Genomic DNA, 14,227 nt, shown 5'->3' with positions numbered 1-14,227 from the left:
TTGTGCCTGCACGACAAACTGTTTCTTTGCGGTCGCAATTGAACGCTAAGCTTGGCCTATGGATGACTCAGATTATTTACGCCTGCTGACCATCGCGGCCGAGCAAGCCAACGCGTTCCTTTCCAATGCCCGCAAATGGGAGCGTGAGCGTTGGGTCTGCCAACGTCTGCTACAAGGCTTGAACATTCCCTACCGTGCCGACGAGTTCAGCCCGGCGGGCGAACCACCGGATGTACTGTTTCGCGAAGCCAATTTCGAAGTGTTCTTCGTGCTCGACGAAGGCCGCCGTCTCAATGACGAGTGGCGCGATGAACTGCAGCGCCGGCGCAGTGCGTTCTCCCTGAGCCAACTGGTGCGCCGCGAGGCCAAGCCCAAACGCATTCCGGCCAACGAATTCCTGTTGCGCCTGGCACCGACCCTGCGCAAGAAAGCCCACAACTACAAAGAGCGCGGCATGGACCTGGGTGAGCTGGACATCATTGCCTTCGCCAGCCTGAAGCGCGAAGTGCTGGACCTCAACAGCCACTTTCCGCCACCCACCGAGTACCTGCGCCAGGGTTGGCGCTCACTGTCGTTGGTCGGCCCGACGTTCGCCCGGGTGTTGTTCGCCCACCCCGACGCACCGGATTTTTTACGCAGCAACCTGGGGCGCAGCATTGTCTTCGATGTCGGGATCAGCTTGTAGCCCAAGGCAGGATGGCGCTCCCGCCAGCCGAATGTTACAAAAGCGCAATCATTCCCCGGGATGACATGCACCGTTCAACGCCCGCAGACAAAACCCTGTAACGTCTGCGCATTCAGCAACGTCTATCCCTGACGAGGCCTTTATGACCAGCCGCCTGAACCCCGAAGACCAGAAGCATGTCGAAGCTTACCTGCAACTGTCCCAACACCGTGTCGAGCGCCGGCCCTTCCGGCCGTGGATGCTCCTGGTGCTGGTGCTGGCGGTGACCATTGGCCTGGGCCTCTTGAGCCGACTTATCAGTTACCTGACGCTATGAGCTGCGTGGCGCTCGCTCGGGTAACTGCACCGATTTCCTTTAGCCTTGCGAGATATCCCCATGACTCATCGTATTGTCATCGTTGGCGGCGGCGCCGGCGGTCTGGAGTTGGCTACCCGTCTGGGTAAGACTCTGGGCAAGCGCGGCACGGCCAGCGTGATGCTGGTCGACGCCAACCTGACCCACATCTGGAAACCGTTGCTGCATGAAGTCGCCGCCGGCTCCCTCAACTCCTCCGAAGACGAGCTCAACTATGTCGCCCAGGCCAAATGGAACCACTTCGAGTTCCAGCTGGGACGCATGAGCGGGCTCGATCGTGCGGGGAAAAAGATCCAGTTGGCAGCCACCTACGACGAAAACGGCCTGGAGCTGGTACCCGCCCGCGAAGTGCCCTACGACTCGCTGGTGATTTCGGTGGGCAGTACCACCAATGATTTCGGCACCCTGGGCGCCGCCCAACACTGCCTGTTCCTCGATACCCGCAAACAGGCCGAGCGCTTCCACCAGCAACTGCTCAACCATTACTTGCGCGCTCATGCCGGGCAGAATGACCAGGTCGAGCAAATCAGCGTGGCCATCGTCGGCGCGGGTGCCACCGGGGTCGAGTTGGCCGCCGAGCTGCACAACGCCGCCCATGAGCTGGCGGCCTATGGCCTTGACCGGATCAAACCGGAAAACATGCACATCACCCTGATCGAAGCCGGACCACGGGTGCTGCCGGCCCTGCCGGAGCGAATTGGCGGGCCTGTGCATAAAACCCTGGAAAAACTCGGGGTGAATGTCATGACCAACGCCGCGGTCAGCGAAGTCACGGCCGACAGCCTGATTACCGCCGACGGCAAGACCATCAACGCCAGCCTGAAAGTCTGGGCCGCCGGGATTCGTGCACCAGGCTTCCTCAAGGACATCGACGGCCTGGAAACCAACCGGATCAACCAGCTCCAGGTGCTGCCGACCCTGCAGACCACCCGTGACGAGAATATCTTTGCCTTCGGCGACTGTGCGGCCTGCCCGCAGCCCGGCACCGATCGCAACGTGCCGCCGCGCGCCCAGGCCGCGCACCAACAAGCATCGTTGCTGGCCAAATCGCTGAAACTGCGGATCGAGGGCAAGCCCCTGCCGAGCTACAAATACACCGACTACGGCTCGCTGATCTCGCTCTCGCGTTTCTCGGCTGTGGGTAACTTGATGGGTAACCTGACCGGCACCGTGATGCTCGAAGGCTGGCTGGCGCGGATGTTCTACGTGTCGCTGTACCGCATGCACCAGGTGGCGCTGTACGGGCCTTTCCGTACGGCAATGCTGATGCTGGGCAGCAAGATTGGTCGCGGCACCGAGCCACGGCTGAAGCTGCACTAAGACCTTAGGGCCTCTTCGCTGGCAAGCCGCCAGCTCCTACAGGACCATATACTGTAGGAGCTGGCGCCCGCTTGCGGCTTGCCAGCGAAGCTTTTCACAAGCACCACAAAAATCCAGGACAAAAAAAATCCTCGTATCTTTCGATACGAGGATTTTTAATATGGTCGGGGTAAGGGGATTCGAACTCCTGACATCCTGCTCCCAAAGCAGGCGCGCTACCGGACTGCGCTATACCCCGGTAAAAAAAAGGCACCCTTGAAGGCGCCTTCTTCGATCAGCGCTTTTGGCCTCTGATCTTAAGATTCGATCCCAGCCGAAGCTGGTTTCAAAAATGGTGGGTCGTGTGGGATTCGAACCTACGACCAATTGGTTAAAAGCCAACTGCTCTACCAACTGAGCTAACGACCCAAAAATGGTCGGGGTAAGGGGATTCGAACTCCTGACATCCTGCTCCCAAAGCAGGCGCGCTACCGGACTGCGCTATACCCCGGTTTGAAATTGGCTCCGTGACCAGGACTCGAACCTGGGACCCAATGATTAACAGTCATTTGCTCTACCGACTGAGCTATCACGGAACTACACATTTCAATTACAACATTTGAAGCTTTGTAACATCCTCTTTGGCTTCTCCGTATCGCTACGTTGTTGCCTCTGAGGCGCGCTATTCTACAATCTTAAAAACCCCTGTCAACCCCTAAATTTGCTTTTAAGACAATGATTTGCGACTTCTTTCAGATTCCTTCCTGGGGAGGAGAAACCCTTGGGGTGACATACTGCGGGGCGCACTTTACAAGCCTTTTCCTTACAGTTCAACACCCTAAGAAAAAAAAGGCCCCGCAACGCGGGGCCTGTTCATTTACTGCACAACGATCGCTCAGTTGAAGACGATTTCGTCGTTGGCCACGGTGGCTGTCACGCTGCTGCCTGGCATGAAGCTGCCGGACAGGATCAACTGCGCCAACGGGTTTTCGATCCAGCGCTGGATCGCTCGTTTCAGCGGACGTGCGCCATAGACCGGGTCGTAACCCACCGCAATCAACTTATCCAGCGCCTCGCTGCTCAGCTCCAGCGTCAACTCACGCTCGGCCAGACGGCTGCGCAGACGACCCAACTGGATTTCGGTGATGCCGGCAATCTGATCGCGAGCCAGCGGCTCGAAGATCACCACTTCGTCGATCCGGTTGATGAACTCCGGACGGAAGTGGGTCGACACCGCATCCATCACCGCTGCACGCTGCGCTTCCCGATCACCGACCAGTTCCTGGATCTGCATCGAGCCCAGGTTGGAGGTCATCACGATCACCGTGTTGCGGAAGTCCACAGTGCGGCCGTGACTGTCAGTCAGGCGACCGTCTTCCAGCACTTGCAGCAACACGTTGAACACGTCCGGATGCGCCTTTTCGACCTCATCCAGGAGGATCACCGAGTAAGGCTTGCGACGCACCGCCTCGGTCAGGTAACCGCCTTCTTCATAACCAACATACCCTGGCGGTGCACCGATCAGACGCGCCACCGAATGTTTCTCCATGAACTCGGACATGTCGATGCGCACCATCGCCTCTTCAGTATCAAAGAGGAACTCAGCCAGCGCCTTGCACAACTCGGTCTTACCCACACCGGTCGGGCCGAGGAACATGAACGAACCGCTTGGCCGGTTCGGGTCGGACAACCCGGCGCGGGAACGCCGTACCGCGTTGGCAACTGCCACCACCGCCTCGTTCTGGCCGATGACTCGTTGGTGCAACAGGCTTTCCATCTTCAGCAGCTTGTCGCGCTCGCCTTCGAGCATTTTCGACACCGGGATGCCGGTCCATTTCGACACGACTTCGGCAATCTCTTCTTCCGTTACCTTGCTGCGCAGCAACTGGTTCTCACTCTTGCCGTGCTGGTCGACCATTTGCAGGCTGCGCTCCAGGTCCGGGATGACCCCGTACTGCAACTCGGCCATACGGCTCAGGTCACCTTTGCGGCGTGCGGTTTCCAGTTCCTGACGCGATTGCTCGATCTTCTGCTGTATTTGCGCAGAGCCCTGCACTTCGGCTTTTTCCGAAGTCCAGATTTCTTCCAGGTCGGAATATTCACGTTCCAGACGAGCGATCTCTTCCTGCAGTTTCTCCAGGCGCTTGATTGCCGCTTCGTCATCTTCTTTCTTCAAGGCCTGGGATTCGACCTTGAGTTGGATCAAGCGACGCTCCAGGCGGTCCAGCACTTCCGGCTTGGAGTCGATTTCCATGCGGATGCGGCTGGCCGCTTCGTCCACCAGGTCAATCGCCTTGTCGGGCAATTGACGATCGGTGATGTAGCGATGGCTCAGCTTGGCCGCCGCAATGATTGCGCCGTCGGTGATCGCCACCTTGTGGTGAACCTCGTAGCGTTCTTTCAGCCCACGCAGGATCGCAATGGTGTCTTCTTCACTGGGCTCATCCACCAGCACTTTCTGGAAGCGCCGCTCGAGGGCCGCGTCCTTCTCTATATATTGGCGGTACTCGTTGAGCGTGGTCGCACCGACACAGTGCAGTTCACCGCGCGCCAGGGCCGGCTTGAGCATGTTGCCGGCGTCCATCGAGCCTTCGCCCTTGCCGGCGCCGACCATGGTGTGCAGTTCATCGATAAACAGGATGATCTGCCCTTCCTGCTTGGACAGTTCGTTGAGCAAGCCTTTGAGGCGTTCCTCGAACTCACCGCGATACTTGGCGCCAGCAATCAGCGCGCCCATATCCAGCGACAGCAGGCGCTTGCCCTTGAGGCCGTCCGGCACTTCACCGTTGATGATGCGCTGGGCCAGGCCTTCGGCAATCGCGGTTTTACCCACGCCAGGCTCACCGATCAGCACCGGGTTGTTCTTGGTCCGGCGTTGCAGGACCTGAATGGTCCGACGAATTTCGTCGTCACGGCCGATCACCGGGTCGAGCTTGCCGTCCTCGGCGCGCTTGGTCAGGTCGACGGTGTATTTATCCAGCGCCTGGCGCGACTCTTCGGCGTTCGGGTCATTCACCGCCTCACCGCCACGCAGGTTATTGATCGCATTCTCCAGGGCTTTCTTGCTGACGCCCTGGCCCAGCAACAACTTGCCAAGTTTGCTGTTCTCGTCCATGGCGGCCAGCAGCACCAGCTCACTGGAAATGAACTGGTCACCTTTCTGCTGGGCCAGGCGATCGGCCTGGTTGAGCAGGCGCGCCAGGTCCTGCGACATGTTCACGTCGCCGGTGGGATTCTGGATTTTTGGCAGTTGGTCGAGCTCTTTGCTCAACGCCGTGCGCAGGCTGTTGACGTCGAAGCCCACTTGCATCAGCAGCGGTTTGATCGAACCGCCCTGCTGTTCCAGCAGCGCTTGCATCAGGTGCGCCGGTTCGATGCCCGGATGATCGAGGCCAACGGCCAGGGATTGGGCATCGGATAAGGCTAACTGTAATTTACTGGTTAAACGGTCTATACGCATGAGTCACCTTCCTTTTGAGCAGGCCGGAGCGATGGACACACCTAAATAGAGAAGCCTGCCAGATACCCCACTAGATGCGGTCGATTCTGGAAGATTCAAGGCAACCGGCGTTGATGCAGGTCAGAAGAGTCTAGCGTTCGAGCCAGATAAGAGAGGCGAATCGACCGGTGCGAGGCGCACGACGGTAGGAAAAGAAGCGCGGATCGGTCACGGTGCAGAATCCGCCGCCGTACACGGCCGTGACGCCGCAGGCCGCCAGGCGCACTCGGGCCAACTGATAGATGTCGGCCAGGTACTTGCCGGCGTTGTGGCTTGGGACGAAAGCCTGTTCCGATTGCGGATGCTGCGCCATAAAGGCTTCGCGCACTTCGGGGCCGACCTCGAAGGCTTGCGGGCCAATGGCCGGGCCGAGCCAGGCCATCACGTTCGACGGCTCCACGGCCAGGCAGTCGAGCGTCGCTTCCAGCACACCGGCTGCCAGCCCTCGCCAACCGGCATGAGCCGCCGCCACGCGAGTGCCGGCGCGGTCACAGAACAATACGGGCAGGCAGTCCGCCGTCATGGCCGCGCAGGCAATACCTGGCGTATCCGTCCAACTGGCGTCGGCGGTGGCCACCACTGCCGGATCGGCATGCGCCACGGCAATGCCGTGTACTTGCTGCAACCAGGCGGGCTGGATGGCGAAATGATCGGTAAGACGACGGCGATTCTCGGCGACGTGTGCCGGGTTGTCGTCAACGTGGTCGCCGAGATTGAGGCTGTCGAACGGCGCCAGACTGACGCCGCCCGCACGGGTGGTGACGCAGGCTTTGACTCCGGCCGGCGCGGGCCAGTCAGGAATCAGCCAGTCACTCATCCGATGAACGCCTCGCGGTCTTGCTTGAGCAGGGTCAGCAGCCAGACAAAATCTTCCGGCAACGGCGATTCCCAGCTCATGCGCTGACCGGTGGTCGGATGATCCAGTTCGAGGAAACGCGCGTGCAGCGCCTGACGCGGGAAATGTTTCAGCGACTCGACCATGGTCACACTGGCAGCCGGCGGAATGCGGAAACGACCGCCGTAGGCAGGGTCTCCGACCAACGGGAAGTTGATGTGGGCCATGTGCACGCGAATCTGGTGGGTACGGCCGGTTTCCAGCTTGACCCGCACATGGGTGTGGGAGCGGAAGCGTTCGAGCACGCGATAATGGCTGACCGCCTGCTTGCCGCCTTCCATCACCGCCATGCGCTGGCGTTGCTGACCGTGACGACCGATCGGCGCGTTGATCTTGCCACCGGCAGTCACCACGCCAATCACGATGCATTCGTAGATCCGGCTGACACTGCGGCTCTGCAGCTGGGCCACCAGTTGCGTCTGCGCCTGAATGGTCTTAGCCACCACCATAAGACCGGTGGTGTCCTTGTCCAGGCGGTGCACGATACCGGCACGCGGCACATTGACGATGTCCGGCACGTGATGCAGCAGGGCATTGAGCAAGGTGCCGTCAGCGTGGCCGGCGGCAGGATGCACCACCAGTCCGGCAGGCTTGTTGATCACCAGGATGTCGTCATCTTCATAGACGATGTCCAGGGCAATGTCCTGGGCGACCCACTCACCCTGGGCTTCCTGCTCGGCAGTCAACTCGAGGATGGAGCCACCGTAGACCATGTCTCGCGGGCGGATAACCGCTCCATCCACAGTCAGGCGGCCGTCTTTGATCCAGGCGGAAAGGCGCGAGCGCGAGTGCTCGGCGAATAATTGTGCGGCGACTTGATCGAGGCGTTGGCCGCCCAATTCGGACGGCACCTCTGCGCGAAGTTCAATTTTATCGGACATGCTCAGACTAGGCGTCGGCACAGCCTTTGGTTTCGGCTGCGCGCTTGTGGTTAAATACGGCGTCTTTTGCCCCGAGGCTTTTCAACGGGGTGCTCATCATAACAGGACGGCTCCGCTCAAGACAGCGACCGTCATAGGGACGCAAGCCGCCATGCAAGTGAAACACCTGCTGCTGATCGCCATCCTCGCATTGACCGCTGCTTGCTCGTCGAAGGAAGTCGTAGACGAAAACCTCAGCGAAGTCGAACTGTACCAGCAGGCTCAGACCGATCTGGACAACAACAGCTACACTGCGGCCACCGCCAAGCTGAAGGCCCTGGAGTCGCGTTATCCGTTCGGTCGCTATGCGGACCAGGCCCAACTCGAACTGATTTATGCGAACTACAAGAACGCCGAGCCAGAGGCTGCCAAATCAGCTGCCGAGCGTTTCATTCGCCTGCACCCACAACACCCGAACGTCGATTACGCCTACTACCTCAAGGGCCTGACCTCGTTCGACCAGGACGTTGGCCTGCTGGCGCGCTTCCTGCCGCTGGACATGACCAAGCGTGACCCGGGTGCTGCACGCGACTCGTACAACGAATTCGCCCAGCTCACCAGCCGCTACCCGAACAGCCGCTACGCACCTGACGCCAAGCAGCGCATGATTTACCTGCGCAACCTGCTGGCTTCCTACGAAATCCACGTTGCCCACTACTACCTGACTCGCCAGGCCTACGTGGCCGCGGCCAACCGCGGTCGTTATGTGGTGGAAAACTTCCAGGAAACCCCATCGGTCGGCGACGGCCTGGCGGTGATGGTCGAGGCCTACCAGCGCCTGCACCTGGACGAACTGGCCGGCACCAGCCTCGAAACCCTGAAGCTGAACTATCCGAATCACCCAAGCCTGGTCGACGGCCAGTTTGTCCCGACCGTCGCCGAAGCCGACAACCGCTCCTGGCTGAGCAAGGCAACCCTGGGCCTGATCGAGTCCCGTCCGCCGCTGCCGCCGGGAGAAACCCGCGCCAACCAGGACATCATGAAACAGTACCAGGATGCCAAGGACGCCATTCCTGCCGAGCTCAAGCCGAAGGACAGCGACGCGGTCGAAGAAGAAGAGCATGAGGCGGCGGGTTCCAACGATGACCGTTCCTGGTTCAGCTACATGACGTTCGGCGTGTTCGACTGATACCGCCGTCACGCAAAAGGGAGACTTTCGAGTCTCCCTTTTTTATTTCCGCTGTTTTATTGCACTGTGCGCTGGGTCAGTCCTTGGCTAAACTGCGCAATCACTCGTCGGAAAGCCGCCCACCATGCTTCGTTTACTGTTCTGGATTGCCCTGATTGCCGCTGCAGTATGGTTCTGGCGCAAATTCAAGCGCCCCGCCAACACTCACTCTCACACGCCCGGCGAGCAAAGCGCCGCACCAATGGTGCGTTGCGCCCATTGCGGCGTGCATTTGCCTCGCGATCGAGCGCTGAGCCTGCAACAACAGTGGTACTGCAGCCAGGCCCATCTGGAGCAAGGGCCGCATTCGCGCGACTCCTGAAACCCAGGCGCTGGTGACAATCAAGAGTTCGATCAAGCCCGAGGTGGCTTTGCAACCTTGGGCCAGCCACTAACGTTAGCCCACGGATGGACACGACGTTGAAGACCTCTCGGCACAGCCTTTCTCCCCCTCCCCTGCACCGGCGCCTGCTCGGTGATTCGCTGCCCATGCGCAGCCTGCGCAAGCAAATTGACCAACTGGCCCGCAGCCAGGCTCCGGTGTACATCAGCGGTGAATCCGGCAGTGGCAAGGAGCTGGTTGCGCGCCTGATTCACGACCAGGGCCCGCGCGCCGGGCAGCGTTTTGTCCCGATCAATTGCGGGGCGATTCCTGCCGAACTGATGGAGAGCGAGTTTTTCGGTCATTGCAAAGGCAGCTTCAGCGGTGCCGTCGAAGACAAGCGCGGACTTTTCCACGCAGCCAACGCCGGCACACTGTTCCTCGATGAGGTCGCCGACTTGCCGGTCCACATGCAGGTCAAATTGCTCAGGGCAATCCAGGAAAAAGCGATACGACGGGTCGGTGAGCAGCACGAAACCGCCATCGACACGCGAATACTCTGCGCGACCCACAAGAGCCTGGATGGCGAAGTGCTTGCTGGGCGCTTTCGCCAGGACCTGTACTACCGCTTGAACGTGATCGAGGTGCGCGTCCCGCCGCTGCGCGAGCGTCGTGAGGACATCGAGATGCTGGCTGGCCAGGTGCTTCAACGCCTCGCCCGCGACAGTGGCCGGCCCTTGGCGTGGCTGCAGCCGCAAGCCCTGAAAGCGCTGAAGGACTACGGCTTTCCGGGAAATGTGCGCGAACTGGAAAACATCCTCGAGCGCGCGCATACGCTGTGTGAAAACACCCGGATCGAAACCAGCGACCTGCGCATGGGGCAGAGTCATAACCACGCCGGGCAGCGGATTGCCGACATCGAGAAAATCGACGATCTGCAACACTACCTGGCGTCGATAGAGCGCCAGGTGCTGCTGCAAACCCTCGAAGAAACCCGCTGGAATCGCACCGCGGCGGCCCAGCGCTTGAGCCTGTCGTTTCGCTCGATGCGTTATCGCCTGAAAAAACTGGGCCTGGATTGAGCCGCCGACTCAGATCCGCCCAGTCGGCGCGTAGGGCGCAGGATCGATCACCGGCTCGCGCCCCAGCAGCACATCGGCAAACAGCTGGCAGGAGGCCGGAGCGAGCACGAGGCCATTACGGTAATGTCCGCAGTTGAGCCACAGCCCCGCAACGCCAGGCACCTCACCGATGTAAGGCACGCCCTCTGGTGAGCCCGGGCGCAATCCTGCCCAATGCCCGACCACTTCGGCCTCCGCCAGCGCCGGAATCAACTCCACCGCCGAGGCCTTGAGGCTTTGCAGCGCCTCAGTTGTCGGTGTCTTGTCGAAACCTTCATGCTCCAGGGTGCTGCCGATCAGGATATGTCCGTCGCGACGGGGAATGGCATAGCGGCCCTTCGCCAGAACCATGCTCGGTAGAAAATCCGCAGCGCATTTGTAGAGAATCATCTGGCCCTTGACCGGCTCGACCGGCAACTCCAGCCCCAGGGTCGCGAGCAGATCGCCACTCCAGGCGCCGGCGGTCAGCACCACCTGATCGGCATGAATCGCCCCCTGCGAACTTTCCACACCCAGCACCTTGTCACCGTCACGGATAAATCCGCTGACTTCGCACTGCTCATGCACAGTTACGTTGGGCATTGCCAGCAGGGCCGCCTTGAGCGACTTCACCAAACGCGGATTGCGCACGTTGGCAACGTCGGCCATATAGATCGCCCGGGAGAAACAGCCCCCCAACACCGGCACCGCGTCATGGGTAGCCGAGATATCCACAGGGTTCAACGGACGGTTCTCGCGCCGCGCCCACGCCAGCGCCTCGGCTTCGTCATCCAGATCGAGCCAATACAAACCGGTAGTGTGAACTTCAGGATCGATCCCGGTGCTGGCAAACAGACGCTCGCCCAGCTGTGGATAAAAATCCTGGGACCAATGGGCCAGTGCCGTAACGGCCTGGCTGTAGCGCCACGGATAAAGCGGTGAAACAATCCCGCCTCCGGCCCAGGACGACTCCTGACCCACTTTAGAGCGGTCCAGCAGGGTCACGCGCTGTACGTGCGGTGCCAGATTAAACGCGGTCAGCAGGCCAATCACCCCGCCACCGACAATCACCACGTGCTGTTGCTCGGTCATCATCTGATCCAACGATAAGGAAGACAGCGAGCGCACACCGCGCCCGAGAAAAGGGACTCAGCGCCCCCAGCAATCTTTGCTGGTCACGTCCGCTGCGGCATTGATCATGCTCATTGCGCCAGTGTTGTTCAGGGTGAAGTCACCACACTTGTCGGCGGCCATGCTCGAGTCGGCTTTACGCACCGCGGTCAGCAGGTAGGTCTGGTCAGCCAGGGTCGCTGTGATGCTGTAGTGTTCATTGCCTGCGCTGAGGCCGGTGGCATTGCTGTAGACATTGTTTTTCGAGTGAAAACGCTCAAGCAACTGCGCCTGTTCGGTCAACAAGCTGGCAATTTCGCTGCGATGGCCTTTCTTCACGTATTCGGTGAGCAGCGGAGCGGCTATGGTCACCACAATCCCGATGATCGCAATCACGATCATGATTTCGATCAGGGTAAAACCTCGGTTGGATCTACGCATTGCTTCAACTCTCACTTACTGAATTTGTCGCCACATGATTCGCCGGCCCGGGACATCGGCCTGACCATTGGTGCGGGAGGCGAGCATCTTACCGCTGATCGCAGCGCATTCGCTTGATTTGCCTTCGGTAAAACGCCAACAGGCGTGGATGCTTTCCAGGACGCTGCGCGATGGGCCGGCGCGACCGACTGCGGTAACCCGGTAAAGGGCTACCGGCATCTTGTTCGGGATATTCACGGCCTTTTCGCTGAGCCCAAGGTTTTGTACGCCGTAGAAACCGCTGCCAGCCGCCACCCAGGTGACGCCGGAGTGGGCGTTGAATCCGGCACTGGCGACTACCGCAGACTCGGCCGGCGGCGCACAGTGAATGGGGGCTGCACACATCGGCAACTGGAATCCACCGCCCAGGACTGCGCTTTCGCCCAAGCGCAAGGCGGACTCTGCGTCCTGGAACGACTGATTGCGCGACACAACACTACCGGCCATTTTCTCCTGAAGCGTGGCGCTTTGCATCGAGGTCAAGCCGATCACGCTCAACAGCAGCAGAAACACCAGGCTCATCATCAATGCGATGCCGTTCTGCTGTCGCGCCTCTATCAACCCTGTCCGCATCATCTGCCCCTCCTACATCAATCGATTGCGCAAGGCAGCAACCACATGAAAGGTTTGCTCGCGCACCCGCTGTTCAGGGTCGAACAGGGTCAGGCTCAAGCGCACACTGCGTATCCGCGCGGGATCTTCCGGGTTGGTGCTGTAACTGGAGACCGCAACGTCCGACGCACTGGCAGCCATGCCGAAGCTCACCGCGAAAGCGCTGACGTTACTGATCAAGGCTGCGGTCTGGTTGCTGACCGTCATCCGAATTTCGTTTCCTTGAAAGCGGTACTCCAGCCGCCGGATAGCAAAGGCAACCTCTCCGACATCTGCAGCTCGGTGCTTGCTGTAGGCCGTCGCGTAGGTTTTACAGTCCGACACCACGGTCCAGGTCGGCGTACCGCCATGAATCCCTGCATTCGCCGTCACCAAGGCCAAACTACCCGCAGCATTGTCCCAACTGACCGGCGTCTTGCGGTGGCGACTGAAATCACCGACCTCACTGGCATCAGTGATCTCTGCCAGACAACCCAACATGCCCACCATGCGAATGTCCTGGATCATTTTGCTCAGGGCAAAGCGCGCATCCTCCTGCATGCTCGCCGCCGCGCGCTGGCTGAGATGAGTGTTTTTCGCCGCGATAAATACCTGCGCCACACCCAGCACCAGCAACAGAGTGATGGTCAGCGCCAGCATCAGCTCGATCAGGCTGAACCCCTGATTTTTATGCTTCATGGCGTGGCAGCAACAAGACTGCTGACTTCCAGGCTGCGACGACTGTCACCCGTACCGGCGGCGCGCGAGTCATCCCACTCGATACGGATGCTGTACATCTGCTGGCTCTGCCTGACACGCCCGGTGGCGCTCGCTCCACCGAAGCTTTCGATATTGGCGGTAAAGTCGTGCAGGTCCTGATCGAGGACACCGGCGCTGGCGCGGATTCGGTCCAGCATGTCGTAGGCAATGAAACTGGCCTGTGTCGTCATCAGCGAGCTGTCGGTGTACTTCAGTGCGTTGAGCTGAACCGCCGCAGCGCCCAGTAACCCGACGCTCAATATCAGCAGTGCCACCAGTACTTCGATCAAGGTCATGCCGTCCTGTGCACGCATATTTTTCGTCCTTGGGTTGCGTCCATGTCTTCGCGAAAACTCAGGTACGAGGTTAGCGGGCGTGGCGCGTGACTGCCCGCCACGGGAACAACCGGCAATACTTGCGCCGCCGTTCGGGCCGCGAAACCTTTTGCACCATGATTGACCGCGCCCTCGGGCAGCCAGCGACTAGGGTTATTCACCACGGCAAAGGACACGCCCTCCAGGGAAGGAGACCGTATGTTTCAAAAAGGCTTCAGCCTGATCGAACTGCTGGCGGCGCTGGCCATCGCTGCCATTGCCCTGCAACTGGCCAGCCCGGCACTCGCCGCGTACGCGCAATCGCTACGCCGGGAGGATGCTGCCAATGTCCTGGCCAGCGGCCTACGCAGCGCCCGCACCGAGGCTCTGACGCGCAATCAGACGGTGATCGTGCATGCCTTGAATGATGATTGGGGCCAGGGCTGGCGGATCATTCTGGATATCAGCGGGCGCGGTCACCTGGACCCTGACAATCCGGTGGTATTGCAACGCCAGATGGGGACGAAGGTGATGATCGTAGGCAATCTGCGGGTGCGGCGCTTTGTGCGATTCAGCAGTCTTGGCGAGCCGCTGTTTCCCGGTGGTGGGTTTCAAGCGGGTACCCTGTTCATCTGCGATCAGCGTACATCGATGACCCACCAGCAAGTGGTGCTGTCGAAAACCGGGCGTGTCAGCCTGCGCCACGACAAGGCCGAGCAGGCCTTGTGTG

The 14,227-nt window shown here is 60.1% G+C and carries 12 protein-coding genes, 4 tRNA genes and 3 pseudogenes; 7 read left to right on the top strand and 12 right to left on the bottom strand.

The features are described 5' to 3' along the window. Positions 1-58 precede the first annotated feature (58 nt). The 3 genes from ACZYR5_RS26775 (at position 59) to ACZYR5_RS26765 (ending at position 2,360) form a co-directional block, all read left to right on the top strand. Complete coding sequence (locus ACZYR5_RS26775) at positions 59-685, top strand: DUF1780 domain-containing protein (RefSeq protein WP_095166529.1); 627 nt, start codon at positions 59-61, stop codon at positions 683-685. Positions 686-827: 142 nt separating this feature from the next. Continuing rightward, complete coding sequence (locus tag ACZYR5_RS26770) at positions 828-1,001, top strand: DUF3094 family protein (protein ID WP_033866070.1); 174 nt, start codon at positions 828-830, stop codon at positions 999-1,001. Positions 1,002-1,061: 60 nt separating this feature from the next. Then, the gene (locus tag ACZYR5_RS26765; RefSeq protein ID WP_489092366.1) at positions 1,062-2,360 is read left to right on the top strand and encodes an NAD(P)/FAD-dependent oxidoreductase; all 1,299 of its coding nucleotides are present in this window, start codon (positions 1,062-1,064) and stop codon (positions 2,358-2,360) included. Between the two features lie 161 nt (positions 2,361-2,521). Here ACZYR5_RS26765 and ACZYR5_RS26760 read toward each other — a convergent pair. The 7 genes from ACZYR5_RS26760 to rluD all read right to left on the bottom strand — a co-directional run bounded on the left by ACZYR5_RS26760 (position 2,522) and on the right by rluD (position 7,614). Continuing rightward, positions 2,522-2,598: transfer RNA gene (locus tag ACZYR5_RS26760), tRNA-Pro, on the bottom strand. A gap of 94 nt (positions 2,599-2,692) precedes the next feature. After that, positions 2,693-2,768, bottom strand: a tRNA-Lys gene (locus ACZYR5_RS26755). Between the two features lie 5 nt (positions 2,769-2,773). Next, positions 2,774-2,850, bottom strand: a tRNA-Pro gene (locus ACZYR5_RS26750). Positions 2,851-2,859: 9 nt separating this feature from the next. Continuing rightward, a tRNA-Asn gene (locus ACZYR5_RS26745) sits at positions 2,860-2,935 on the bottom strand. 299 nt (positions 2,936-3,234) lie between these two features. Further along, positions 3,235-5,799, bottom strand: a complete 2,565-nt coding sequence (gene clpB / locus ACZYR5_RS26740) for an ATP-dependent chaperone ClpB (RefSeq protein WP_489092365.1) — start codon at positions 5,797-5,799, stop codon at positions 3,235-3,237. 130 nt (positions 5,800-5,929) lie between these two features. Beyond that, positions 5,930-6,655 carry a peptidoglycan editing factor PgeF gene (gene pgeF / locus ACZYR5_RS26735; RefSeq protein WP_489092364.1) on the bottom strand — a complete coding sequence of 242 codons (726 nt, stop codon included), beginning with the start codon at positions 6,653-6,655 and terminating at the stop codon, positions 5,930-5,932. Then, the gene (rluD, locus tag ACZYR5_RS26730; RefSeq protein ID WP_489092363.1) at positions 6,652-7,614 is read right to left on the bottom strand and encodes a 23S rRNA pseudouridine(1911/1915/1917) synthase RluD; all 963 of its coding nucleotides are present in this window, start codon (positions 7,612-7,614) and stop codon (positions 6,652-6,654) included. Before rluD ends, pgeF begins: the two co-directional genes overlap by 4 nt. 151 nt (positions 7,615-7,765) lie before the next feature. Here rluD and ACZYR5_RS26725 point away from each other — a divergent pair, with 151 nt between their 5' ends. The 3 genes and pseudogenes from ACZYR5_RS26725 to ACZYR5_RS26715 all read left to right on the top strand — a co-directional run. Next, entirely contained in the window at positions 7,766-8,782 is a 1,017-nt protein-coding gene (locus ACZYR5_RS26725) for an outer membrane protein assembly factor BamD (protein ID WP_489092362.1), read from the top strand. A 124-nt stretch (positions 8,783-8,906) separates the two neighbouring features. Next, positions 8,907-9,143, top strand: a complete 237-nt coding sequence (locus tag ACZYR5_RS26720; RefSeq protein ID WP_489092361.1) for a PP0621 family protein — start codon at positions 8,907-8,909, stop codon at positions 9,141-9,143. Positions 9,144-9,280: 137 nt separating this feature from the next. Continuing rightward, positions 9,281-10,225: pseudogene (locus ACZYR5_RS26715) on the top strand (sigma-54 interaction domain-containing protein); the annotation flags it as partial. 9 nt (positions 10,226-10,234) lie between these two features. Here ACZYR5_RS26715 and thiO read toward each other — a convergent pair. The 5 genes and pseudogenes from thiO to pilV form a co-directional block, all read right to left on the bottom strand. Beyond that, on the bottom strand, positions 10,235-11,335 hold the full coding sequence (gene thiO, locus ACZYR5_RS26710; RefSeq protein ID WP_489092360.1) for a glycine oxidase ThiO: 1,101 nt from the start codon (positions 11,333-11,335) through the stop codon (positions 10,235-10,237). 57 nt (positions 11,336-11,392) lie between these two features. Continuing rightward, a complete protein-coding gene (locus ACZYR5_RS26705; protein ID WP_489092359.1) occupies positions 11,393-11,794 on the bottom strand; it encodes a type IV pilin protein in 402 nt (133 codons plus the stop codon). Between the two features lie 141 nt (positions 11,795-11,935). Continuing rightward, positions 11,936-12,406: pseudogene (locus ACZYR5_RS26700) on the bottom strand (pilus assembly PilX family protein); the annotation flags it as partial. A 12-nt stretch (positions 12,407-12,418) separates the two neighbouring features. Continuing rightward, positions 12,419-13,123 (bottom strand): PilW family protein, encoded by a 705-nt coding sequence (locus ACZYR5_RS26695; protein ID WP_489092358.1) that lies wholly within the window; start codon positions 13,121-13,123, stop codon positions 12,419-12,421. Continuing rightward, positions 13,120-13,497, bottom strand: coding sequence for a type IV pilus modification protein PilV (gene pilV / locus ACZYR5_RS26690; protein ID WP_489092357.1), 378 nt, complete (start codon positions 13,495-13,497; stop codon positions 13,120-13,122). The genes ACZYR5_RS26695 and pilV overlap by 4 nt, the downstream gene beginning before the upstream one ends. Before the next feature lie 219 nt (positions 13,498-13,716). On the opposite strand from pilV, the pseudogene ACZYR5_RS26685 reads away from it, so the two are divergent. Beyond that, positions 13,717-14,124, top strand: a pseudogene (locus tag ACZYR5_RS26685) (GspH/FimT family protein); the annotation flags it as partial. Positions 14,125-14,227 lie beyond the last annotated feature (103 nt).

It is taken from the genome of Pseudomonas sp. F007, from assembly GCF_057814275.1.
This window is presented reverse-complemented; position numbering and strand designations above follow the sequence as displayed.

What these genes read in the sequence shown, in the direction of transcription:
- ACZYR5_RS26720 (WP_489092361.1), top strand. Translation starts at nt 8,907, where the DNA reads ATGCTTCGTTTACTGTTCTGGATTGCCCTGATTGCCGCTGCAGTATGG.
- pilV (WP_489092357.1), bottom strand. Translation starts at nt 13,497, where the DNA reads ATGCGTGCACAGGACGGCATGACCTTGATCGAAGTACTGGTGGCACTG.
- clpB (WP_489092365.1), bottom strand. Translation starts at nt 5,799, where the DNA reads ATGCGTATAGACCGTTTAACCAGTAAATTACAGTTAGCCTTATCCGAT.
- pgeF (WP_489092364.1), bottom strand. Translation starts at nt 6,655, where the DNA reads ATGAGTGACTGGCTGATTCCTGACTGGCCCGCGCCGGCCGGAGTCAAA.
- ACZYR5_RS26705 (WP_489092359.1), bottom strand. Translation starts at nt 11,794, where the DNA reads ATGCGTAGATCCAACCGAGGTTTTACCCTGATCGAAATCATGATCGTG.
- ACZYR5_RS26775 (WP_095166529.1), top strand. Translation starts at nt 59, where the DNA reads ATGGATGACTCAGATTATTTACGCCTGCTGACCATCGCGGCCGAGCAA.
- ACZYR5_RS26725 (WP_489092362.1), top strand. Translation starts at nt 7,766, where the DNA reads ATGCAAGTGAAACACCTGCTGCTGATCGCCATCCTCGCATTGACCGCT.
- thiO (WP_489092360.1), bottom strand. Translation starts at nt 11,335, where the DNA reads ATGACCGAGCAACAGCACGTGGTGATTGTCGGTGGCGGGGTGATTGGC.
- ACZYR5_RS26765 (WP_489092366.1), top strand. Translation starts at nt 1,062, where the DNA reads ATGACTCATCGTATTGTCATCGTTGGCGGCGGCGCCGGCGGTCTGGAG.
- rluD (WP_489092363.1), bottom strand. Translation starts at nt 7,614, where the DNA reads ATGTCCGATAAAATTGAACTTCGCGCAGAGGTGCCGTCCGAATTGGGC.
- ACZYR5_RS26770 (WP_033866070.1), top strand. Translation starts at nt 828, where the DNA reads ATGACCAGCCGCCTGAACCCCGAAGACCAGAAGCATGTCGAAGCTTAC.
- ACZYR5_RS26695 (WP_489092358.1), bottom strand. Translation starts at nt 13,123, where the DNA reads ATGAAGCATAAAAATCAGGGGTTCAGCCTGATCGAGCTGATGCTGGCG.